Source organism: Methanolobus vulcani, from assembly GCF_006546655.1.
In the GTDB taxonomy this organism is placed as follows: Archaea; Halobacteriota; Methanosarcinia; order Methanosarcinales; family Methanosarcinaceae; genus Methanolobus; species Methanolobus vulcani_A.
Genome location: NZ_VIAQ01000020.1, coordinates 111,634 through 135,755, shown reverse-complemented (window position 1 = coordinate 135,755; position 24,122 = coordinate 111,634). Strand labels below are relative to the sequence as shown.

The 24,122-nt window shown below is 40.2% G+C and carries 19 protein-coding genes; 9 read left to right on the top strand and 10 right to left on the bottom strand.

The genetic code is table 11. From position 1 onward, the window contains the following. The first annotated feature begins 6 nt into the window (after nucleotides 1–6). From gyrB to pdxT, 4 genes are all read left to right on the top strand, one after another. On the top strand, nucleotides 7–1,911 hold the full coding sequence (gyrB, locus tag FKV42_RS13505) for a DNA topoisomerase (ATP-hydrolyzing) subunit B (protein ID WP_154810821.1): 1,905 nt from the start codon (nucleotides 7–9) through the stop codon (nucleotides 1,909–1,911). Nucleotides 1,912–1,922: 11 nt separating this feature from the next. Continuing rightward, entirely contained in the window at nucleotides 1,923–4,433 is a 2,511-nt protein-coding gene (gyrA, locus tag FKV42_RS13500; RefSeq protein ID WP_154810820.1) for a DNA gyrase subunit A, read from the top strand. A gap of 104 nt (nucleotides 4,434–4,537) precedes the next feature. Next, nucleotides 4,538–5,434, top strand: a complete 897-nt coding sequence (pdxS, locus tag FKV42_RS13495; protein ID WP_154810819.1) for a pyridoxal 5'-phosphate synthase lyase subunit PdxS — start codon at nucleotides 4,538–4,540, stop codon at nucleotides 5,432–5,434. An 82-nt stretch (nucleotides 5,435–5,516) separates the two neighbouring features. Then, nucleotides 5,517–6,110, top strand: a complete 594-nt coding sequence (gene pdxT / locus FKV42_RS13490) for a pyridoxal 5'-phosphate synthase glutaminase subunit PdxT (RefSeq protein WP_154810818.1) — start codon at nucleotides 5,517–5,519, stop codon at nucleotides 6,108–6,110. 113 nt (nucleotides 6,111–6,223) lie between these two features. Here pdxT and FKV42_RS13485 read toward each other — a convergent pair whose 3' ends face one another. After that, the gene (locus tag FKV42_RS13485; protein ID WP_154810817.1) at nucleotides 6,224–7,657 is read right to left on the bottom strand and encodes a hypothetical protein; all 1,434 of its coding nucleotides are present in this window, start codon (nucleotides 7,655–7,657) and stop codon (nucleotides 6,224–6,226) included. A 293-nt stretch (nucleotides 7,658–7,950) separates the two neighbouring features. Between FKV42_RS13485 and FKV42_RS13480 the strand changes: the two genes are divergently transcribed. Then, nucleotides 7,951–8,358 carry a pyridoxamine 5'-phosphate oxidase family protein gene (locus FKV42_RS13480; protein WP_154810816.1) on the top strand — a complete coding sequence of 136 codons (408 nt, stop codon included), beginning with the start codon at nucleotides 7,951–7,953 and terminating at the stop codon, nucleotides 8,356–8,358. Between the two features lie 229 nt (nucleotides 8,359–8,587). Here the strand turns inward: FKV42_RS13480 and FKV42_RS13475 are convergent, their stop codons facing one another. From FKV42_RS13475 to FKV42_RS13455, 5 genes are all read right to left on the bottom strand, one after another. Next, on the bottom strand, nucleotides 8,588–9,640 hold the full coding sequence (locus tag FKV42_RS13475; protein WP_230375724.1) for an ATP-binding cassette domain-containing protein: 1,053 nt from the start codon (nucleotides 9,638–9,640) through the stop codon (nucleotides 8,588–8,590). Nucleotides 9,641–9,657: 17 nt separating this feature from the next. Then, a complete protein-coding gene (locus FKV42_RS13470) occupies nucleotides 9,658–10,446 on the bottom strand; it encodes an ABC transporter permease (RefSeq protein WP_154810815.1) in 789 nt (262 codons plus the stop codon). Between the two features lie 51 nt (nucleotides 10,447–10,497). Beyond that, complete coding sequence (gene modA / locus FKV42_RS13465) at nucleotides 10,498–11,352, bottom strand: molybdate ABC transporter substrate-binding protein (RefSeq protein WP_154810814.1); 855 nt, start codon at nucleotides 11,350–11,352, stop codon at nucleotides 10,498–10,500. A gap of 514 nt (nucleotides 11,353–11,866) precedes the next feature. After that, nucleotides 11,867–12,943, bottom strand: coding sequence for an outer membrane lipoprotein-sorting protein (locus FKV42_RS13460; protein ID WP_154810813.1), 1,077 nt, complete (start codon nucleotides 12,941–12,943; stop codon nucleotides 11,867–11,869). A 210-nt stretch (nucleotides 12,944–13,153) separates the two neighbouring features. Beyond that, entirely contained in the window at nucleotides 13,154–13,597 is a 444-nt protein-coding gene (locus FKV42_RS13455) for a HEPN domain-containing protein (protein WP_154810812.1), read from the bottom strand. Between the two features lie 233 nt (nucleotides 13,598–13,830). Between FKV42_RS13455 and FKV42_RS13450 the strand changes: the two genes are divergently transcribed. Then, complete coding sequence (locus FKV42_RS13450; protein ID WP_154810811.1) at nucleotides 13,831–15,102, top strand: hypothetical protein; 1,272 nt, start codon at nucleotides 13,831–13,833, stop codon at nucleotides 15,100–15,102. Nucleotides 15,103–15,115: 13 nt separating this feature from the next. Here the strand turns inward: FKV42_RS13450 and FKV42_RS13445 are convergent, their stop codons facing one another. Then, nucleotides 15,116–16,951 carry a zinc ribbon domain-containing protein gene (locus FKV42_RS13445; RefSeq protein WP_154810810.1) on the bottom strand — a complete coding sequence of 612 codons (1,836 nt, stop codon included), beginning with the start codon at nucleotides 16,949–16,951 and terminating at the stop codon, nucleotides 15,116–15,118. Between the two features lie 102 nt (nucleotides 16,952–17,053). After that, the gene (locus tag FKV42_RS13440) at nucleotides 17,054–18,346 is read right to left on the bottom strand and encodes a zinc ribbon domain-containing protein (protein ID WP_154810809.1); all 1,293 of its coding nucleotides are present in this window, start codon (nucleotides 18,344–18,346) and stop codon (nucleotides 17,054–17,056) included. A gap of 289 nt (nucleotides 18,347–18,635) precedes the next feature. Between FKV42_RS13440 and FKV42_RS13435 the strand changes: the two genes are divergently transcribed. From FKV42_RS13435 to FKV42_RS13425, 3 genes are read left to right on the top strand one after another with little or no spacing between them, the layout of a single operon-like run. Next, nucleotides 18,636–19,205, top strand: coding sequence for a hypothetical protein (locus tag FKV42_RS13435; protein ID WP_154810808.1), 570 nt, complete (start codon nucleotides 18,636–18,638; stop codon nucleotides 19,203–19,205). 48 nt (nucleotides 19,206–19,253) lie between these two features. Continuing rightward, entirely contained in the window at nucleotides 19,254–20,414 is a 1,161-nt protein-coding gene (locus FKV42_RS13430) for an AAA family ATPase (RefSeq protein WP_154810807.1), read from the top strand. 39 nt (nucleotides 20,415–20,453) lie between these two features. Continuing rightward, entirely contained in the window at nucleotides 20,454–21,722 is a 1,269-nt protein-coding gene (locus tag FKV42_RS13425; protein ID WP_154810806.1) for a hypothetical protein, read from the top strand. A gap of 48 nt (nucleotides 21,723–21,770) precedes the next feature. Here FKV42_RS13425 and FKV42_RS13420 read toward each other — a convergent pair whose 3' ends face one another. Both FKV42_RS13420 and infB read right to left on the bottom strand, forming a co-directional pair. Then, the gene (locus FKV42_RS13420) at nucleotides 21,771–22,190 is read right to left on the bottom strand and encodes a 30S ribosomal protein S6e (RefSeq protein WP_154810805.1); all 420 of its coding nucleotides are present in this window, start codon (nucleotides 22,188–22,190) and stop codon (nucleotides 21,771–21,773) included. Nucleotides 22,191–22,262: 72 nt separating this feature from the next. Then, nucleotides 22,263–24,038 carry a translation initiation factor IF-2 gene (infB, locus tag FKV42_RS13415; RefSeq protein WP_154810804.1) on the bottom strand — a complete coding sequence of 592 codons (1,776 nt, stop codon included), beginning with the start codon at nucleotides 24,036–24,038 and terminating at the stop codon, nucleotides 22,263–22,265. Nucleotides 24,039–24,122 lie beyond the last annotated feature (84 nt).

Genomic DNA, 24,122 nt, shown 5'->3' with positions numbered 1-24,122 from the left:
ATTTAAATGAGTGAAAAACAAGCTTATGATGCAAGCAATATTCAGGTACTTGAAGGGCTGGAAGCTGTTCGCAAACGCCCGAGCATGTATATCGGAAGTATCGATGGCAGGGGACTTCACCACCTGGTTTATGAAGTGGTGGACAACAGTATCGATGAAGCACTGGCCGGATATTGTACACAGATAGATGTATCGATAAATCATGACGGGACAATTACCGTTCAGGATAACGGACGAGGTATTCCGGTTGGAATGCATCCGAAATACAACAAATCCGCACTTGAAGTGGTAATGACTATTCTTCACGCCGGTGGTAAGTTTGATAAGAACACCTACAAGGTATCTGGTGGTCTGCACGGTGTCGGTGTTTCAGTTGTGAATGCACTTTCCGAATGGATGGAGGCTGAGGTTCAGCGTGACGGGAAGACATACTACCAGCGCTATGAACGTGGAACTCCTACGGATGAGCTACTGGAAATTGGAGAAACTTCCGGTACAGGCACAAAAATAACCTTCATGCCGGATTCAAAAATCTTCGAAACCATTAAATTCGTATATGAAACACTTGCAACAAGGCTTCGTGAGCTTGCATTCCTCAACAAGGGAATAAAAATAAGCATATCTGATGACCGCGGAGAAGAAAAGGTCGAAGAAAAATTCGAGTACGAAGGCGGAATTATTTCTTTTGTGGAACACCTGAACCACAACAAGAACTCACTTCATGATACACCAATCTATTTTGAAAGAACAAAAGACGATGCCGTTGTTGAGATCTCAATGCAGTACACGGACAGTTATGCCGAATCTGTTTTCTCATTTGTTAATAACATCAACACTCATGAAGGCGGTACACACCTTGTTGGATTTAAGGCGGCACTCACAAGGGTTGCTAATGATTACATAAAAAAGAACAACCTGGCAAAAGGTGATGCAAAGCTTTCCGGAGAGGATATCCGTGAAGGTCTGACAGCTATCATCAGTGTCAAGATCACAGAACCTCAGTTTGAGGGACAGACCAAAACTAAACTTGGTAACAGTGAAGTAAAGGGTATTGTGGAGTCCATGGTTTCAGAAGGTCTTTCTGAATACATGGAAGAGAACCCAAAAGTTGCCACTGCCATCCTTCAGAAAGCACTGGATGCACAGCGTGCAAGGGAAGCAGCAAAGAAGGCAAGGGAACTCACACGCAGAAAGAGCGCACTTGACGTTAGCACACTTCCGGGAAAGCTGGCAGATTGTTCCGAGAAAGATCCATCTGTAAGTGAATTATATTTGGTGGAGGGTGAATCTGCAGGAGGTTCCGCGAAACAGGGAAGAGACAGGAAATTCCAGGCAATACTTCCGCTCAGGGGTAAAATACTCAATGTTGAAAAAGCACGCCTGGCAAAAATCCTCAAAAATAATGAGATTCTTGCATTCATAACTGCAATGGGTACCGGAATTGGCGATGATTATGATATTGAAAAAGCACGTTACCATAAAGTAATCATCATGACTGATGCTGATGTTGACGGAGCGCATATCAGGACACTTATACTTACACTCTTTTTCAGGTACATGCGACCTATGATAGATGCAGGTTATGTGTACATTGCACAGCCTCCTCTTTACAAGATAAAAAAGGGCAAGGCAGAATATTATGTTTATTCTGACCGTGAACTGGCAGCAAAACTGGAAGAAATTGGTGACAAGGGCGTAGGTATTCAGCGTTACAAGGGTCTTGGTGAAATGAACCCTGAACAGCTCTGGGAAACCACCATGAACCCTGAGACAAGAACACTTCTTCAGGTTACCATGGATGATGCGATTGCTGCAGATGAAATGTTCACAATTCTTATGGGAGATGAGGTAGCGCCACGTAAACAATTCATCACCATACACGCAAAGGATGTTGCGAACCTGGATGTCTGAGGTGAGGAAAAATGGCAGATAATATTGATGATAATAATATTCAGGACGATGAGGATAAAAATCCTCAGCAGGAACTTACCTTTGATATCCAGCCAACTGATACGGGAGAAAGAATAGTTCCGATACTTATTGAAGACGAGATGAAGAACTCATTCATGGATTATGCCATGAGTGTTATTGTAAGCCGTGCTCTGCCGGATGCAAAGGACGGTCTGAAACCTGTTCACCGAAGAATTCTCTATGCCATGAAAGAGGCAGGAATCACACATGACAAAGCTTACAAAAAGTCCGCCCGTGTAGTGGGAGACGTTCTTGGTAAGTACCACCCACATGGTGATTCTGCTGTTTATGATTCTCTTGTCAGGATGGTACAGGAATTCTCCCTGAGATATCCGTTCATAGACGGACAGGGTAACTTTGGTTCAATTGACGGTGACTCCGCTGCTGCCATGCGTTACACTGAGGTACGCATGGATAAGATATGCGATGAGATGCTTCTGGATATCGATAAGGAGACCATTGCAACACGTCCTAATTATGATGGTTCACTTGAAGAACCGGTTGTGCTTCCTGCAAAACTGCCAAACCTGCTTATTAACGGGTCAACTGGTATCGCTGTGGGAATGGCAACCAACATGGCGCCTCACAATCTTACCGAGGTTATCAATGCAACCATGATGATGATCGATAACCCTGATGTGACAATCCCTGAACTTATGACAGTAGTTAAGGGACCGGACTTCCCAACCGGTGGTGTCATACTTGGTAAACAGGGAATCAGGGAAGCTTATGAGACCGGTCGTGGAAGAGTCCGGGTCAGAGCTGTTGCTGAGATAGAGGAGATGAAGAAGGACAAGTACCGCATAGTTGTCTCCGAACTTCCATATCAGGTCAACAAGGCAAAACTCATTGAGGATATCGCAAGTCTTGTCAGGGACAAGAAAGTAACAGGAGTTTCCGACCTTCGTGATGAATCCGACCGTGAGGGTATCAGGGTTGTTGTGGAACTGACACGCGGAACAAATGCAAATGTTGTGCTTAACCAGTTGTACAAGCACACCCAGATGCAGACAACTTTTGGTATTATTAACCTCGCACTTGTGGACGATGTTCCAAAAGAGTTGAACCTGAAACAGATACTTCGTATCTATCTGGATCACCGTATTGACGTTATCCTCAAACGTACACAGTTCATGCTGAAAAAAGCAGAGGACAGAGCCCACATACTCAAAGGTCTCAAGATCGCCCTTGACCACCTTGATGAAGTAATTTCACTAATTCGTTCTTCTGCAAATGTTGATGAAGCAAAGGAAGGACTCATTTCAAAATTCGGTCTTGATGAGATACAGGCAAAGGCTATCCTTGATATGCGCCTGCAGAAGCTCACCGGTCTTGAAAGACAGAAGATCGACGATGAATTTGACGAACTCCTCAAGCAGATTGCTGAGTATAAAGCTATCATCGAAAGTGATGAGAGGAAATATGGAATTATCAGGGAAGAAATCACTGACCTGAAAGAGCGTTTCGGTGACGAGCGCAGAACAGCTATTAAATCCTCAGTTGAGGAACTTGAAACTGAAGACCTCATTCCTGAAGCTGAGATGGTTGTGACCATCACTAACAGTGGCTACATCAAGAGACTTCCTGTTGATACATATTCCAAGCAGCACAGAGGCGGAAAAGGTGTCATCGGAATGGATACAAAGGATGAGGATTTCGTGGTTGATATCTTTGTAGCTTCAACACATGATTATCTTATGTTCTTCACAAACAAGGGTCGTGTGCACTGGCGTAAGGTATATGAGATTCCGGAAGGCAGCAGGCAGTCCCGTGGTAAAGCCATTGTGAATCTGCTTGAACTTGGAGAAGGCGAACTGGTTACAGCCATGATACCTGTAAGCGAGTTCAAGGAAGATGAGTTCCTGTTCATGGCAACCCGTACTGGTACTGTAAAGAAGAGTCAGCTTTCTGATTTCAGCAACCCACGTAAGAAGGGAATAATTGCCATAAGCCTTGTCGAGGGAGATGAACTTGTCAACGTTGCACTTACTGATGGTTCCAGAGAAATGGTAATGGTATCCCAGCATGGAAAAGCTATCAGATTCCCTGAAGAAGAAGTCCGTGTTATGGGTCGCAGCGCCAAAGGTGTTCGTGGAATGAACCTTGAAGAAGGTGACATGGTAGTAAGCCTTGATATTGTGGATGATAACAGCGCACTTCTTACAATAACCGAGAATGGTTTTGGTAAGAGGACAAAGTTTGATGAATACAGAGCCATGCATAGAGGTGGACGTGGTGTTATTACCATAGTTACAAGTCTGCGTAACGGACCTGTCATCAATGTAAAGGCTGTCCATGAAGAGGATGATGTTATACTCACAAGCTCAGAAGGTATTATCATCAGAATACCTGTGAAGGATGTACGTGTCCAGGGCAGGAACACCCAGGGTGTTAAAATCATGGATGTGCGTGCAAGCGATAAAGTAGTAGGAGTAGCACGGATCAGACCTGACGATGAGTAAATGTAAATGTTTTTAAGCATTAACTATATCTAGTAGGCTGAGTAGGTAGGCATTAAATCAATAACTAAAGTAACTATATTCACAAATTAATTCAGGATGATATTATGGAACTTGAGAAATTAAGACACGGTACCGAGCTTATCAAGCGCGGCTTTGCAAAGATGCAGAAAGGCGGTGTGATCATGGACGTCGTGAACCCTGAGCAGGCAAAGATCGCAGAAGAGGCTGGTGCTGTTGCGGTTATGGCACTTCAGGCTGTCCCTGCAGACATCAGGAAAGAGGGCGGAGTTGCCAGGATGGCAGACCCTAAGATTGTCGCAGATATTATTGATGCTGTTACAATCCCTGTTATGGGAAAAGCACGTATCGGTCACTTTGTGGAAGCTGAGATCCTTGAAGCTCTTGGTGTTGACATGGTTGATGAGTCAGAAGTACTCACACCTGCAGACCACAAGTACCACATTGACAAGACTGAGTTCACAGTTCCTTTCGTATGTGGTGCAAGAAACCTTGGTGAAGCACTCCGCAGAATCAACGAAGGTGCTGCAATGATCCGTACAAAGGGTGAAGCAGGAACCGGAGATGTCAGCGAGGCTGTCAAGCACATGAAGCAGATTATGGGTGAAGTCCGTTCACTCAAAGGCAAGACTAAGGAAGAACTCATTGCAGTTGCTCGTCATATCGAAGCACCTATCGAGCTTGTGCTTGAAACTGCAGAGATGCAGCGTATCCCTGTTGTTAACTTTGCAGCAGGCGGTGTTGCAACACCTGCAGATGCAGCTCTTATGATGCGCATGGGCGCTGACGGTGTTTTTGTCGGTTCAGGAATCTTTAAGTCAGAGAACCCTGAGAAGATGGCAAAGGCAATCGTTGAAGCTGTAAACAACTATGATAACCCACAGGTACTTGCTGAAGTATCCAAGGGCATTGGTGCAGGAATGAAAGGAATCAGCGTTGATTCAATTCCTGAATCTGATATCCTGCAGACCCGCGGATGGTAATCCCATCCACAATTCTTTTTTATTTTTAATTTATTTTATTTACTCATACTAACTTTACATATACTAACTAAAACGTGATCATATGAAATTAGGTGTTATTGCTATTCAGGGAGATGTTTCCGAACACGTTGAAGCTCTTGAAAATGCCCTCAAGCAGCGTGGAGAGAATGGAAAAGTTGTTACTATCAAACACAAAGGAATTGTTCCTGAATGTGATGCACTTGTACTTCCAGGCGGAGAAAGCACAACCCTTGGAAAACTGCTCATGCGCGAAGGCATCGCCGATGAGATCAGAGAAATGAACGCAGCAGGCAAACCAATCATGGGAACCTGTGCCGGTCTTATACTTCTGGCAACTGCCGGAGACGAGCAGGTAGCAAAAACCCACCAGCACCTTTTAGGACTCATGGACACAAAAGTCAACCGAAATGCCTTCGGAAGACAGCGTGATTCCTTTGAGATCGGACTTGAACTCCCATTCCTCGACACACAATACAATGCAGTCTTCATCAGAGCACCGGGAATCGTTGAAGCAGGCAAAGACGTAAAAGTCCTTGCTAAAATCGATGATATGATAGTGGCTGCAGAACAGGGAAATGTTCTGGCACTGGCATTCCATCCTGAACTTACCGATGATCTGAGGGTTCACCAGTATTTTTTGGATAAGCTGTTTTGAAATGGCTTATTTGGTTCAAATCTGAATGCCAGCATAGGATTTATGGGTAATAGTAATAGCCAAAAAACGCAACGATATTAGAATAATGACTGAATAGATTTCAGATTAACTTCTTAAGTGTCTTCCATTATTAATTTAGAAACATGAGTTTTATCGTTAAAACGTTCACTAATATAAGGTACAAAAACGTTTTTCTCTTGCGCTTCCTTAAACATCTCCTTAAGATGCTTATCATTTCTCATTCTTGTATAGAAAGCCCAGTAATCACATTCATCGAGTGCCCAAATTGGCATGTTCTTTTGGCTCCTCCATATTAGAAAATCTTCAAATAAATGTGCATCTGGTTGATTCAAAATTGTTCTGAGATCAAAATAATTGAAAACACATACTGGATGCTTGCAGTTGTCTAAAGCATTATTAGGCAACAAAGGTTTTACTCTAATATTTGGAAAAATACCTTCAATTACTACAATAATCCCACAAATATTTTTAACCCCATATTTCTTCATATCTTTCGAGTTTTTGTATGCAATATCTCGCTCTCCTTGTTCTATTCCTTCTTTTATTGCTCTTTTTATGTCCTTTTGTATTTTGTTTCGTTTTCCTTTTAGAGACTCTGAAGAAATATTTCTACTTTTACATTCTATAAACCAACTTGATCGCCTTAAATTAAGCAGACAATCAAGTTCAAATTCTTCATACTCAATATTCTCATAAATCATTTTTTTAGCAGGGATTTCTTCAAGTAAGTTAAAAATTATGTTTTCAAATTCCTTACCTTTCGATGCTCTATATTTTTTAGTTTTTTGAAGTAAATAATCCATTTTATGAGGTAAATATTGGATTAAAGCTAGTGGATTTATGAGGATAATTTTATCCTTATAACAGAAAAGAGGATATTCCCGAAACCTTAAATCTGGTTCAGTTTTAATTCTATCGAGATTAAATGCATATAGCTCTAAGTATGTATCGAATTCATCCCGAGTTAAAGAGGAAGTCAATTCAGCTAATTTTTCAGTTTGTACAATTATTTCAAATAATTCATCATAATTAAATGTAGAGGTATTTTTCCATTCATCTATATATTCATCGTCAGGTAAAGCAATAAAATTTTTATTTAAGTACTCTTCTTTTGTAGTAAATTGATATGGTTTAAGACATGAACTTTGAGACAGTCTATTCGTGTAAGTAGTAAATATAATCGTAGAAATAGCCACAAACACATGGAGAGAAATGTTGTATTTTTCAAGAAAAATATCTTCATAACTACCATATCTTAAAAATATGTACTTGAGAACATTTTCTATGCTAAGATTGGAAGTTATAAGGTTATCTTGTTGTTGAAATAACATTTTTAATATTTCAGTTTCAGAGTTATTGGGTGTATCAGAGACCGAATTAGACCCAATATTCTCAAAAATATTAAAGTTGTCATTGCTTTCGCACAAAAATTGTTTAATCAAAGGCTGTGTTAATCCTTTTCTTTCAGAGTTATATTCATGAATAGCCGTTAATTCATAAAATATATCTAAATTAATTAAACCCATACATCGTAAAATAATTATAATTATCTTATAAAAGCATATTGTTCAACGTTTTACGCCATCCCACACCTCTAACCGTTCCCTCACATGAGCATTAAGAGTAAACGGTTTATTCCCTTTCGCATTTTTCTTCATGTAATGCAATGTCCCTTTAGAAAATCCCATTTCCTTCCATTCAGAATAGGAAATACTCAAGACACCACCTCCATCTTTCACTACCACTAATGAAAAAGCTTAAGCTTGATTAAAGAGTACAATTACTGTACTTTTTATTTTGAAATGCAGAGGTAATAGCAATGGTAAAATTATCAGATGAGATGAAAACAGAGTTTGAAAAGATGAAGATCTTCCCACTGGCAACCGCATCAAAAGACGGTGTTCCAAATGTAATTCCTATTGGAATGTGCTTCCTTCAGGAAGATTTAGAGACGATCTGGATCGTGGACAACTACTTCCTCAAAACAAAAGAGAACATCATGGCAAATCCAAAAGCTGCTATCTATGTGTGGGGACCGGAGATCAACGGATGCTTCCAGGTCAAAGGTGACATTGAAGTCGTTGACAGCGGAGAGGAATATGAGGCAATGCGCACAATGGTGAAAGCAAAGAGTGACCGCTTCCCTGCAAAGTTGCTCATGAAAATGACAATTACAGATGTCTTTGAGTGTAAGAGCGGCGAAGATGCCGGAAAGAAGTTACTTTAAGTAACTTCAACTTACTTCTTTTTTAACTCTATTTCTACGGCACTGTAGAAAAATTGCTAAATGCGACTTTGAACTCAGCAATTTTTAATAGCTGAACTGTTTCAATAGTATTCAGGATAGTAACAATGGAGCGCGCTGCCTGCGGCGGGTGGTTGCATTGTTCTTTGTTTGTCAATTATTTTTGAGAAGCTACCAGAAACACATGGATGCCGGGAACAATAAATAAGATTTAGATAATATGAGTCGCTGACGCCTTGAAAGTCAGATAGACCCATGAACCAACATAAAGACCCATATCATCATATGCTCTTTTTGTAAGCACTGCCCTGAAAGGAATTCCCGTATCTATCACCAGATTGACAGTTGACTTCATTCTGGAGATTTCAGTAAGAACACCACTGAATGAATTCTGCGCACTTGAATCAATTGGGTCCTTTGATATCAGAATGTCCTCCGGCCTGATAGAAACACTCACATCCCCTGATTTCAGCGTGCTTGAAATTATAGTCAGCCCATTAGCCCATATCTCTGACAGATTACCTCTGATGACCGAGTTTCCATGGAAAAGATTCTCAACACCAACAAAGTTAGCAACAAAAGCAGAGTTCGGTTTCCTGAATACTTCATCAGGAGTACCTATCTGGTGAATCTTTCCACCATACATGATGGCTATTCTGTCAGCAAGAGCAAAAGCTTCTTCAAAACTGTGAGTTACATGAATTGTAGTCGTTTTCTTTAAGTGATGTATCCTTAAGAGTTCCTGCCTAAGCCGGCTCTTTGTTCCGGAATCAAGAGCAGATAGCGGTTCATCCAGCAAAAGAAGATCGGGTTCTGTTATTATTGCCCGTGCTATTGCCGTTCTTTGCTTTTCCCCACCACTCAATGTTGAAGGATGCCTGTCAAGCAGATGAGCTATTCCAAGCTGTTCTGCCGTTCTTTCAACCTTCTCCGCAATTTCAGATTTATCAAAACCCTTATACTTGAGCCCGAATCCTATGTTTTCCCTAATATTCATATTGGGAAATAGCATGAAATCCTGATAGACAACACTGATGTTCCTGTCTTTTGGAAGGAGATCGGTTACATCATGATTATTGATCAATATAGAACCCAGATCCGGCTTGTATATACCTGCAATAGACTCCAAAAGAATAGTCTTACCGGAACCTGTGGGACCAAGTATGCAGAAATATTCCCCTTCTTTTACACATAGGTTTATGCTTTCAAGATCAAACTCGCCTAGTTCTATTGAAAGATCACTTACTTCTATCATATTCACCATTCGACAAACTCCACCGCCTAGTAGAGTTTTGCCACTCCTCCCTTGCGTTCGAATAAATAGAGTGTAATACCGGAAATTAATATAAGTATTGTAGCAGCCGCAATTGCAAGGTCAAGTTCACCGGAAGACATGTTCAGGTAAAGCGCTATCGGCAACGTTTCGGTCTTCATCCTTGTAGCCCCTGCAAGCATTAAAACCGCACCGAACTCCCCCATTCCTCTTGACCAGGTAATAACAGAACCTGCAATCATTCCATTCTTAGAAAGAGGAAGTGTTGTTCTGATAAAAGCCTGAAAAGGTGTGCAACCAAGCGTTTGTGCCACATGTTCGTATCTTGGATTTATGCCTTCAAAAGTTGAACGCATGATCCTGAGCATCAGGGAGATGTTCACTGCAAACTGCGCCATGATTATTCCAGGTACTGTGAATACGAATTTAAGACCTGCATCAGCCAGAAAATTTCCAACACTGGTTGTACCGAATATAAGTAGCAAGCCAAGTCCTGCAACTATCGGCGGTAATGCCATTGGCAGGTCAAGAAGTGTATTTATCAACGCTTTTCCATGAAAATCATATCTTGCAAGTGAATATGAAACAGGAATTGCTATCAGTATGCACATAAAAGTAGAGATTAAAGATGTCAGCAGGCTTAGGCGTATTGCAAATTGTATCTCGGAAGAGATTATATTTGTGATAAGACTGGCCGGATCTGTGTGAGTAATTATCTCATATATCAGGGTGAAAATGAAAAGAGTAAGCAGGAGCATCAGAAAAAGATTTGCATATTTAAATCCATTTCTTTGCATTGAATACCCCTGCTTCGTTTTTTATGTTTTTGACAAGTTCCGTAGACTTAGTTATGCCTCTAAATAGGCATACTCCTCGTCCGGATAAAGTGTAAATCCATATTCCTCAAAGATACTGCGACCTTCATCTGAAACTACAAAGTCTACAAATTCAGCAGCTATTTCAGGGTTTTCAGATGTTGTCAGAGTTGCTATCGGCACTATCTTTATGAGATTATCGTCCTCTGAAATCTCAATCATATTCACTTCATCATTATTCCTTACAAGGTCTTCCCATACTATGGAGGCATCTGCCTGACCAAGTGAAACGTATGTGACAAGTTCATTGACTGTTGCACCTTTTGCGACAACGTTCTCTTCGGTTTCATTATATATACCTTTCTTGGTCAGCATCTTTTCACAAAGAACACCGATTGCTGCTGCTTTCGAGTCTCCAAGTACAACGCTTACATCATCATTTGCAAGGTCATCAAGACTATCGATATTTGCCGGATTATCCGGTGGAGTGATAATCACTGGAATATGATACACAACCTTGCTGAAATTATCTACAAATCCTTTTTCTGCAGCTACTTCAAAGTAGTAAGTTGCACCTGGCATGTAGACATCTCCTTCACCTGTAAGTTCTATCTGTGTCAGGAGTGTGTTGGAACCTGCATAATTATACTGTACAGGAACACCATATTCCTCTTCAAACATAACTCCTATCTCGTCCATTGGCCTGCGCATTCCGGCACCGCAGTATACCAGAAGTGCTTCTTCACTGGTTTGTTCATCTAAACTACCTGAATCTGTAATTGCTGTATCCTGATCAGCTGTTGAATCACCAGTAGAATCAATACAACCCAGAACCAGAATACAAGAAATCAATAATGAGAATACTATAACATGTTTTTTATTAACCATCCGATCCTCTCCTTGAAATTTTACCTGAATGCATGTTATGCTCTTTCGAGCACAACATCATTCTAAGTAGCAATGTTCGGAGTGTTATGTCTGACGCAACATAACGATACTTCCTTGGCATGTTTACTATAAATAACTTCCTATTAAGGGACTCTGTAGAAATCCTATTGATATGAGTAATACAGACATTGCTCTCTTTCATTTTCACAAAAACAACCGGCAATCTAAAAACAAAGTGATTATCCACCAAAGGCGGCATATTCCTACACAGTCATACAGAAATCACATGACGAAAGTATTCCAGCGTATTATGCAGACTAATTTGTTTTTTCTTGTTGGAAAACGTCGGCTTCGCCGGACCCTTCGGGATAATTCAAATAATTAATGTCAGATTTCTACAAAGCCCTATTAAGTACATTGTCGATCTAAAGAGTACGAAAAACCAGTAGAGAAAAAACAAGAAATGTATGCAGTCCGAAAGAACTACATACATTCGATAAAATTACAGTTTTTATTATTCCATCGATTCAGCTATCAGAATTAGTTCATCTCTGTCAAGAGGTGCACTGAGGGTAACCATAGCATTCTCGATTTCCCATTGAAGCATCAAGGAATCACCATACATAGAATAAAGGTCAGCTTCATTACCATTGACAGAAACTGTTTCGCTTTCCAGCATTATTGAATTCTGATCTATTTCCCCATTATAGAAACTTTCAGTTATTACAATGCCATTGTTATCATAAGAATACATCAGGGTAACTGATTCATCAATGTTTGCTACAATGGAAGTATTGCTGAACATTACACTACTTAATTCATAACCTTCAGGCAAATAGGAAGGAGTGATAATTTCATTATCTGATAGATTCTGTGCTTCGTCAAGTGTCATCGAAACAGGAAGTAAGTCATCAAAATCATCAATCTCTGTGACCTCGGCACCTTCGGGAATCTCAAATTCAAATTCATCATCAGATATACCGGTATTCACTTCAAAATCCCTGTATTCCACAATGACATGATATGTATCGTCTACCCCCATCTCAATCTTCAATGGAGTCCATGTCCCCTCATCGATCCAGACTTTCATATCGGAACCATACAGGCTTTCATTTTCTTTTGGAATCAGCGTCAATACAAAAGTATCTCTTCCGTCAATCTCTTCAGTACCTTCAAGAGAAACATCAGTTTCGTTTAAAATGTCTCCGATAATTAATGAGTAATCCATCTCAAGGTCATCAAAAACTTCTGGCATTGTCATAATTGTAACCTTGTTAGCATCCGGATAATAAATCCACATTTTCTCTCCATTGGAAACTGTTACCTGACCTGCCATCTCTTCTGGAGAGATAACAACACTTTTAGTCTTATCAGGCTTCTTCTGAAGTGTCTCATATTCCATCTCCTGAGTTCCAGCTTCAGTTGAAACTGTCATATGCAATGTTGCTGAGATATCCTCTATATTTGCCTGTTTTTCCTGCATTTTTTCAGCAATCTGATCAGCAGTTAACCCCTCGCCAATACAGCCTGAATTTAAAAGTGCTATGCTTATTAAAAATAATACAAATACGATTTTAGATTTCATTTTCATTCATCCACCCATTTATTTTAATAATTGATACTCTACAAACAACCAACAGAATAATAATTTTTGTTGATATTTAAAAAATCACATGTTTTAAAGCAAAATAATTAGATATAAATATTATGGCCCATAGTTCCAACTATGGTAGCTAAAAAAGAAGAAAATAAAATTCAATACGTTTTAAAAAAAGAGATGATAGTAATCCTTTAACCAGGATTATTCAGAGTCGGTTAACAAAGATTCCCTGAATGAATTAATTTTATCCTGATCAAAAAGTTCTTCCACTTCTTCACACATTCCCAGAATACGCTCCATGTCAGAAACCTCTGGTTCTCCGTGGAAGTAATCATCAATGCTACAGATGCCAAAGATCTCATCCAGTGACCTTATCTCCTTATTGAGCTCTTCCGGTGGTTCCATGAACATCTCAACAGTATCCATCAAACAGGTATAATTGTGGTTGAAAGGCTCCATATCATGAAGGTAACAAAGTGCCACAAGATAGCGTTCAAGAGCCAGTGAAGCTACATTAAACACAACACTATGATCCTGTCCTTGTTTTAGGAACAATTTTGCCCTGCGAAGGTATGCTTTGGAGTCACGATACTCCTTTTCAAAATCATCAAATCTTGATCTTTTATCTATAAGCTCAAGTCTCATCAATAACCTCCTTTAAGGACATTTCTAATTAATTCAATATATAACTATCAGTAAACCCAAGCTTACTGCTAAGGAAGTTGTATTCCGAATAATACTACTTATAATTTGCCATAACTGTAGAATTTATTATTTGCTGTAATTTAAAAAGTGACTGCAAAATGTATATGAGCTATAAACTCACTAATATATTTATAAATAAAACCCTATAAGATACTTAACACTAATGTAAAAAGGTGATTCAACTGAACCTGGGACCTTTGAATGATATTACAAGATCCCTCACCTACACACTTCAAAATGAAGCAGGTGGAAGAATTGGAATCTTCTTTCAATTCTATGTATTCCTCTGGGTCATGCTTACCTCATTCTTTACTGTGACCCGCGTACTTTCAGTTACAAGTAGACCTGATCCGGCCTACATCGCCAGTGCTCCGATGTATGTAATTCTCCTATACATACCGCTATATTTATTCTGGATGTATGAAAAGAAAATCGGTATCGAAAGAAAAAGAGTTAGGGAAATGCAGGTAATCGAATCAATTAATGTCGACTACCGATTTGCAGATTCTGCAGAATTAGGATTTAAAAATCCACTTTGTCTAAGAGTAAACAATCCAACTGATAAGCGAATTGAAAACATATGGTTGCGAGTCGTTTTTCCAGCAACGGTCCTTTGCAGCAAACCAGTTCTTAGTCTTGGTTCACTCGAACCGGGATCGTCCATCTGTGCAAACATTTCATTTGTGCCTATGATAGCAGGTAGTCTTTCCATGGGTTATTATGACCTCTATCTTGAGGTTGACAGACACAAACACCAGAAACCACCATTCTTTTTTGAGAACATAAAGGTCAATCATACTTACCTTCAATTAAATGCAGACATAGAAAACCAGCTAAAATTTGGACATGAAAGTAAAATCTCATTAAAGCTGACAAATAAATCAAACATTGAACTTGAAGAACTGCATGTCAAATGTTCTTTCCCTGATTACCTGAAATATGACACTGCTTTTTCCGAAACAAAGAATATAAAACCAGAATCTGTTTTCAATACCAGATATCTCATAACACCCTGCAAAGGAGGAGACATTGAACTTGGAAGCTTTGAAGTATTTTTTAAAATCGGAGGAAACAATTGTAAAATCGGACCTGAACCTTTTGGAAAATACTGTGTCCGGACTCCTGAAGTCAATATCAGGATTAAAATGCCGGAATCATTATATCACGAAGTAGGGAATTCCATTGGTATATATATCGATAATAGATCAGATGATATTCTACACAATGTATGCTTCAATAGTTGTTTTTCATCCTTTATAGAATGCCATGAACCAAATGTATGTATTAAAGATATCCAGCCACATTCATCCGGTTTTACATCAGTTGTTGTAAAACCGATCAACTCAGGAAAAATTGATTTTGGAAACCTGAACTTTTCCTTTGAGGTCAATGAAATAATCTGCCAGCAGGAACCTTTTGACCTTGGTGTACACAAAGTGGTGTGACAAAATCTTGTATTCAATCAAGTTTCTGACCACACTTAAGGCAGAATCTTTCATTATCTCCTGCCTCACGTCCACATTGAGGACATTTCCTTTTTCCGGTTCCAATATTGGAACGCTGGATTACACTATCCTGAATTGTGGTACTGTTTATATTATACTGTGTAAGAGAATCATCAACAAAGAGTTTGATATCAGTTCTTTTTTCAATCTCCTCAAGGATCTTATGATAAAAACCTGTCAGTGCTTCTTCCTTTTCAGCCCAGGCCTTAACGATGAGCCGGGATTTACGTTTACCTACAACTTCAATATAAGCTGCATATTTCATACCGGCAACCCCCTGCGCATAGAACCTTGCAACGCCGGTAAAAAGTTGCTGTGTTGAAGTTACTTCCGGAGTTATCATATACATATTCAGATCTTTCAGTATACGGGTTGTAATATCAAAGAGATTCTCAGCCGGTATCTCCAGGTCTTTGGTATCCTCTTCTGCGATCATCATTGAACTTACATTAAGTCGCCAGTTGTTCTCATCGATCTCCATTACTTTCAGCACAGGACAGACAATATTCACCATCTTATTACTCAGGTCCACCTGGACATGTTTCTTCATGCTGTAATCATAATACCTGATATTGCCGGAAAGTATACAATCACCACATTCGCCTGTTGGTCGGATGATGAATGTAACAGTCTTTCCTTCACCGGACTGCAGCATTGAAATATTCTTGCGGCTTTCCTTTACATGGAATACTTCCGGAACAAAGAGACTGATAGTTATATCGCCCAGTGGTTCGTCTGATGGGTTTTCTACCTTTATCTTGTAAAGTATGTTTGAACCTTTGTACTGGATAGCCGATTTAACAATTACAGGTTTCTTTTTTGGATCTTTTGAAACAGAAGCAACAGAAGCACTGTTCTTAACTGCGTCAACATTTCCCTTTGAATCAGGCAGGTTATTCTGTGACTGGCCTGAAAAACCGGATTTCGGTTCTATTCCATCTCCGGAATTCTTGTCTACTTTATTCTTCTTTCTATTCTTTGATATTTTTCGAAGTACAAGAGCCACTATAAAAATAAAAATAAGAGTACTGATCATCTCATACAATGCATCTTCATCTGATGTATCGGGGCGATCATAGTCAGAATAAACATAGGTCACAGTATAATCCGGATAGAGGTATAGATCGGAGATGACCACATAGTCATAACCATAGTAAGAATCATAATAGACATCACTTACCTTGAACTGCACCACGATATTACGATCCTCATAATAGAGGTAGTCACCAATTGCATAATACTGGTCCAACACCGAAGTATCATAGTAAGATAAAATGAATCTCACCGTTTCACTATAGGTATCTACATCTTCAACAGTTAGATGGTAACCATCCTGTATTTCTACGACATCACCCTCCACGAAAGTAAAATCAGAATAGTCCACATCTGTCCTTGCAGTAGAACTATCATCATAGGTCACAGTATAATCCGGATAAAGGTATAAATCGGAGATGACCACATAGTCATAACCATAGTAAGAATCATAATAGACATCACTTACCTTGAACTGCACCACGATGTTACTGTCCTCGTAATAGAGGTAGTCACCAATTGCATAATACTGGTCAAGCACTGAAGTATCATAATAGGAAACAATAAACCTTGCCGTTTCCCTATCGGTATTGACATCAATAACGCTGAGATAGTAACCATCCTGTATCTCTGCGATCTCACCTTCTGTGAGAGTTATATCATAATAGTCACTGGATGGTGCAATAGCTACACCGGACCCTAGCATTGCACATGTCAGGAGAACTATACACAATAACTGAAGAAGCTTCTGTACCAATATTACACCCTTGCCTGTCCTATAATGCTACTACTTTTTTTGCTTTAGTGATATATAAATTTCACATAAAAAAAGATGTGTGGAGTTTGTCTGCATTTTCCATCAGACATCAGTTAACTTTTTCCCACACTGACTGCAGAAACTTGATTCTGCCGGAACGGTAGAACCACAACCCGGACATTTTCGGACGGTGGGTGAGCGTTTACCCTGTGCAGCTCCCATCATAGAAGCATCAAGTTCCTGTCTGCGATAGGAATCTGCACGTTCCCTGTCTTCTACTTCCATCATGAAATTAACCTTGTCATCTTTTGCCTGAGCTTCGCTTTGTTTGACCTTTGCCAGAGCTTCAAGCTGCTGCGGAGACATACGGCCATATTCTCTTCCCTCAGACACTGTCTTTGCAACATCAGAACCACCGGCTTCGGTTATGTGTTTCAGGTATTCCATGTCCCTTCCGTGTTCACGGTCTTTCATGTCCTGATCGACTTCAAGTTCTGCCCTCATGCCCCTTGCTTTTGAGATTTTTAATTCCTCTTTAAGACGGATGGCATCCTGAGCTTCCCGAATATCAGCTTCATGCTGCAACCTGTCAATGTCAAGATCAGAATGGACATCTTTCAGTCTCTGGTTTCTCTGGAACTCATTTCCAGTAGCAATTGTTGCCTGGTCTGCACGGATACCTGCAACTTCCTCCCTGCCCCTGCGTTCAAAATCTCCTTCAACTGCAAGAGTATCAAGTTCAGCAAGTTCTTCACGTGTCTGGAAATCATTTGTTGCCTGCATGACCTGACCATAGGAACCAAGATCCCACTGCACAGTGTACTTCAGCATTTCCAGACCCCACATTGATAGCGTGGAGCGCAGGCGCATTTCAAGCTCATTCTCAATGTTAAGGCGAAGGTCCCTGTTACCATAGAGCTTCTCTATATCTTCCTGCCTCACTTCTGGCTCAAGGACAAGAGTGATAACTTCACTTTCAAGGCGCTTGTATATATCCTGTATTGAAAGTGCCCTTATTCCTTTTTTGTCAGTTGTGGCATAGGCATAGAGCATCTGGAAAAAACGTTTAGGGTCCTGTATCCTGAACCTGAGAAGACCGTTGCATGATACTTTCTGGTTATCCCCTGTCCAGAGATCATTCTCTGCCCACTGGAGATCTTTTGGAGAGGTATCCATCAGGGCAACATCCACATCCTTTCCGATGTTGCCGGGTTTTAATAAACCTCCTACCTGCAATTTGCCGCTGTCTACTATCTCATCCACTACACCATTCTTTACCATGGCTGCCTTTTCATTAGGAGCGAGGATCACTGCTTTACTAAAAAATCCCCCAACCTGCTTTTTTGGAACCACTCTGGCAATGTCATCTGTTTCTCTTTTCCACTTAAATGCCATGATCTTATCACCCTATTTCAATAGGCATGTTCATAAAGTATCGATTATAATATCTAATAAAGATATTGAATAAATATTATATATATTGTTTTCCATTGTATACATAGGCATACAAATATCAAGTTGGTAAACTATGGCTAATTCTTATCCTGTAAGCGCAAGAATATCAGAAGATAGTAAAGTATATCTGGATACATTAGTAGAAATGGGGATAGCAATCAACAGATCCGAAGCCATGAAGCTTTGTATCAGATTTGCGAAACAGAAGAAAATGGAGGAGGAATTATAAGTGGGATTGACCAATCCATTTAAGAAAATATCACCAGAAGAGCTTAAGACAAAACTGTCCATTTCAGAACAAAGGTTGTCAACACGCGAGAAAGAACTTATCAAGAAGCAGAACCAGTCAAGAGATCAGGCAAAAGAAGCACTGGCAAAAGGTAATGACAGAGAGTTCAGGGTTGCTTCGAGAAGATATTCACTCGTCGAAGGTCAGGTCAACACTATCAGCAGTATGGTGGAAATGGCACAGTCCATGACCGATGTCATCGAGATGCAGACAGGCCTTAAGGAAGTTGTTGAGATTGGTAATGATCTTGGCAAATGGCAAAAACAACTTGGATTTGATACTTCTAAACTTGAAGATGCTGTGACCAATATCAGAACATCTATGGAAAAAGTGAACACTGCAACAAGCATGATGACAGCTTCCATGGATGCAGCCATGAGTGGCGGCACTGAACTCAGTGAAATGCAGGATTCACTCAGGTCTGAACTGCTTGCTGAGCTTTCAAGTGAACAGCCTGCAAAGGATGAACTTTCAAAGAAGATTGAATCAGAGATGGCAAATACCGAATAATACGGTATTCTTTTCTGAAAATATCAGGTTCTGAATTGAGGTGCCTGTTTGAACTCAGCCATTACGTTAGCTGCCCAGGCCCGAGGGTATGCAAAAGCTGCAAGGGAACTGGAAGATAGAAAGGAATCTGAAAGAGCCAGGGAACTGTATCTGAAGGCTGCAAAGCTGTATAACGATGCATCCATGTTGTCCAAAGATGACATGGATAAAAATACCCAGCGTGATCTTGCTGAACACCTTTTTGCCAGAGCCCAGGCACTGAAAGGTTCAAATGCAGTCTCATCAGGGGGAACTCTTGAAGGAAACAGAAGTTCTGGAAATAATGATGAATCTTCCATAACAAAGGATGATGTTTTCCTTAAAGAGATTCCAGACATTGGTTTTCCAGATATTGGCGGCCTTGAGGATGTTAAAGAGGAAATACGAAAGGCCATCATCTATCCTTTTACACATAAGGAATTATACCAGATGTACGGTCAAAAGGCTGGAGAAGGAATTCTGCTTTACGGACCTCCCGGATGCGGTAAGACCATGATGGCAAAAGCAGCCGCAAAAGAGTGCGGTGCAGAATTCATCAGTGTGAAGACCAGTACCATTGTCAGTAAATGGGTGGGAGCATCTGAAAAGAATATCAAACAGATATTTGATATCGCACGTCAGGGAAAAAGGTCTATCATCTTTTTTGACGAGATAGATTCCATTGCTACCAGAAGAAGTGAGAGCGAAGATTACGCAAAAAGGGTTGTCAACGAACTGCTGGCCCAGATGGATGGTGTGGATACAGCTTCCGATGACCTGCTGGTACTTGCAGCAACCAATGAGCCATGGGCAATTGACCCGGCCCTTCGGCGCCCCGGACGTTTCAGTAAACTTGTATTTGTTCCTGAACCTGACCTTGAAGCCAGAAAAGCCATACTTCATATACACCTGAAAAAACGTCCGATTGATGATGATCTGGACATATCATATCTTTCAGAGATCACTGACTCGTATTCAGGAGCTGATCTTGCAGCTATTTGCAAAGAAGCTGCTGATATTCCACTTGGAGAAGCACTGAGAGGTGGAAACCCAAGAAAAATAAAAATGCAGGACTTTGAAACGGTTTTGCAAAAACGCAAGCCATCTATTGTAAGCTGGTATATAGAAGCAAAGACTGCTGTCCAGAAAACAGGAGAAGAAGAAGTATTCTCTGAACTTGTTCAAAAATGAGATTACATTAACAAAACCAATAGATGCTGGAAGGATTGGATGGATGGATTAAAAGATCCCAATGAACTGGAGAAACAGAACAGGCAGGCAATCATCAGGAACCTGAATGATGTTTATAGCTCCATTGAAAAGCTGATTCAGAAAACATATCAGAACAAAGAGACTGACCTGAATTTTCAGTTACGGAATATCAGATCATCCGTTTCCCAGCTACTTGCAGATATCAAAAATAAGGATCTGGACAGTTTTTCAGGAAAGAAAGGAACTCTGGAAGAGTTCTACAGAATTGAAGATACGCTTTTAGCAGAATCTGCTAAAATGAATGATATTTTTGCATCAACAATAAAGTCCGATAGCATTGATATTTTTTCACTGGACGATATGGTTGAGAGTTTCAAAAAAGCATTTAATGAGCGTATAAATGTTGATAAGGACATTCTTAATGAATTCAAGCTAAAACAGATGGAAGCTTCAAGTGCAGAACGTGTGATGTCCCGTGATAAGAAAATTCCAGAGAAAAAAGAAATAAAGAAAACAGAACATGAAAGTATCAGTCTAACTTATGGCAGGTCAGGAAATGCAACTAAACCTGAACCTACAATCTCAAGCTCATCTGTAAATAAAGAAGTCCTGGAAGAACAACAAAAAGACAATGTGAAAAAAGAGATTGATACGGAAATACTTTCAAAACTTTACAATTACATGAATATTCTGGAAAAAAAATATTCCAATCACCAGCCTGAGGTATCATTTGATGGTGAATATATAGGAGATAAAAAATGGAAAGTAGAAATCTCAGACAAGTATATTTCCGGAACCATTTTTCGGAAAATGGTACTTAATGCTATCTTATTTGAAACCTACTGGAAACCATTTGATAATCTTAGAACTATTATGGAATTTGTCCAGAAAAAAGCAACTACGGTTCCTGCAGGACAGTATAAAAGCCTGTGTATTGTGAACTCGGATTGGAATGCAGATATTAAAGACTGGGCTGAAAATTACATCCATCCAAGACTTGTCCTCTATCTTTACGACATATCTTCAAATGAAATAATTTATAATGAATCCGTATTCAATGCTGACAGAATAAAGCTCTGGCACAATCCCGATACTTATAAAACAATAGAATCTGAAATTCTGCCTCTTATCGATAGGGAAGAGCCTTTTGATGATACTGAAGTTGCTGAGCTGACAGGATTAAGTATTGAAGGCGCTAAAAAATTCCTTGCAGTAATGGTTGCAGAGAATAAGATTGTAGATGTGGGCTTTGGAAAATCCCAATATACCGGGTTGAGAAAAGAATAAAAAATCTTATAAAAAATTATAAAAAAAATGTAAGAAAGAGTGAGGAACTCACTCTTCTGCTGCTGCTTCAACTTCCTCTGCTGGCTCTTCGTCGCCGCCAAGGATCTTCTCAATGGTCTTCTCACCATATTCTGCAACAACTGTGTTGATCTGGACGATGTCCGGTGCAACTTCTCTTCCACGCATCATCTTTCTGCGGCGTACACCCTTTGATACAGGAGAGTATCCTGTTCCGTTTGCAACAAGGACTCTCTGTCTTCTTGGTCCTGGGAGGTCTGGTCTCATGACCATTCCACTCTTGTCGCTTCCGCCGGTGATCTTCAGTGAGTATCCTGAAAGACCGACGGTTGCTCCGTCTACTGTTTCTCCAATTGATTTACCAATGAATTTGTTGGCTTCAGCACCTGTGACATCAAACTGGTATGACTTTGTCTTAGGGTCTGCAACCACTACTTTAAAATCTGCCATATTTTTTCCTCCTTATGGTTTTATTTTCCTGTGTTTGTTATGATCTTTCTAAATGAATTGTGCATCTCCATTTTACTTTGCCCAGAAAGGATTATCCCTTCTTTTTATTGCAAGGAATGCATCAAGTGTTTCTAATTCATCTGCCGTCATTGAGTCGTAAATTTCATGTTCCATTCTCTTTGCATGTCTTTCAGGGACATTTACAAAGAGTGTATCCTCTTCCTTGATCTGCCTTCCAACTGTCGGACCTTCAATAGCCATTGCAACTTCCATGCCGATTTTTGCTTCGGAGACTTTTTCCCCGCGCATCTCAAGGCCTTTTACCTTACCAACAACCTCACCTTCAGTGTTAGTAATATCTACACCCGTCCTTACCACGCCGCCAATGATCTTTACACCTACAACAGCAGGCTTGCTCTGGCGGAATGTACAGTCTGGCATGATCTGGAATCTTCCGGGTTTTGTGATAGTATCGGATATCTCTTTCTCAGCAAGTTCTTTCTGCTTCTTTACCCAGTCCTTGTAATCATCTATTAAACGATATATTACATCGTTCAGGAAAAGTGTTACTTCTGTTGACTGAAGCTTGTCTTTTGCATCAGGAAGGATCTTCACATTAAAGCCTACGATCACCGTGAAGAACGGATCCTCAATTGCAGTTACTTCTACGATATCCCTGTTACTGATATCGCCTACATCTGCCTTTCTTATAGGAATCTCTTCTTTCTTCAGTTCATTGACAAGTGCTTCAAGTGAACCTATAGTATCTGCTTTGATAGTAATACCTATAGTATCAGTGTCTATCTGGACATCCTCTATCTCACTCTTAATCTCTTCTGTGATCGCATCAATGGTATCCGGACTTGCAACTCTTACAGGAGCACCTGCTAGCGCACCATCAAGGTTTGGTGCAGATATCTTGACACCGACTGCTGCTGTGACCTCAGAAACTCGCTGGAATTTTTCCTCAGCCTTGATCTCTGAAAGCGGACGTGGTTTAAGTAAAGCCCGTATCTTTGTCTGAATAGGATCTCCAAGGCTTCCTACAACAATAGTATCACCTTTTTTGATGATACCATCATAAAGAATTATGTCAAGAGTAGTTCCGAGGCCTTTTTCCTCCTTCACTTCAAGGACAGTACCTATTCCTGGGGCTTTTGCATCATAATGCAGGTTACCCTCAAGGAACCTCTGAGCAAGTCCAAGAAGGATCATAAGCACATCAGCAATACCTTCGCCTGTTGCTGCACTTATTGGAATAACACCGATATTGCGCTGGAAATCATTCACCCTGTCATACCTTTCAGAGTTAAAACCGATATTGTAAAGCTCTCCGATAACCTCATAGAGCTTGTTATCAAGATCAGACCTTACACGTTCACTCTGCTTATTATATGTAGCAAGGAAAGGAAGGTTTTTGTTAGCTTCCCAGCCGTGGATCCTGTCAATCTTATTTGCCACAACCACAAAAGGAGTCTTGAATCTTTTAAGTATATGGAGACTCTCTATTGTCTGTGGCATGAATCCTTCATTGATATCAACAATAACAATAGCAAGATCGGCAAGTGCACCGCCTCTGCTTCGAAGAGATGTAAATGCATGGTGTCCGGGAGTGTCAATAAAAAGAAGACCCGGTACTATGAACTTGTCTTTAAGTGAAGGATCACCGCACTTATTTACAATATTCTCTATGGGAACCTCAGTTGCACCTATATGCTGGGTAATAGCGCCTGCTTCACCATCGGCAACAGCGCTTCCCCTGATCCTGTCAAGTAAGGTTGTCTTGCCGTGGTCGACATGTCCCATTACAGAAACGATTGGTGTACGTAGATTTTCATTTACAGCCATGTGCAAACACCTTCAAAGATCATCCGGATAGTTGGAAATGAATTAAGGAAAGAATTATCAGGATATTTGCAAAAGCAAAAACCC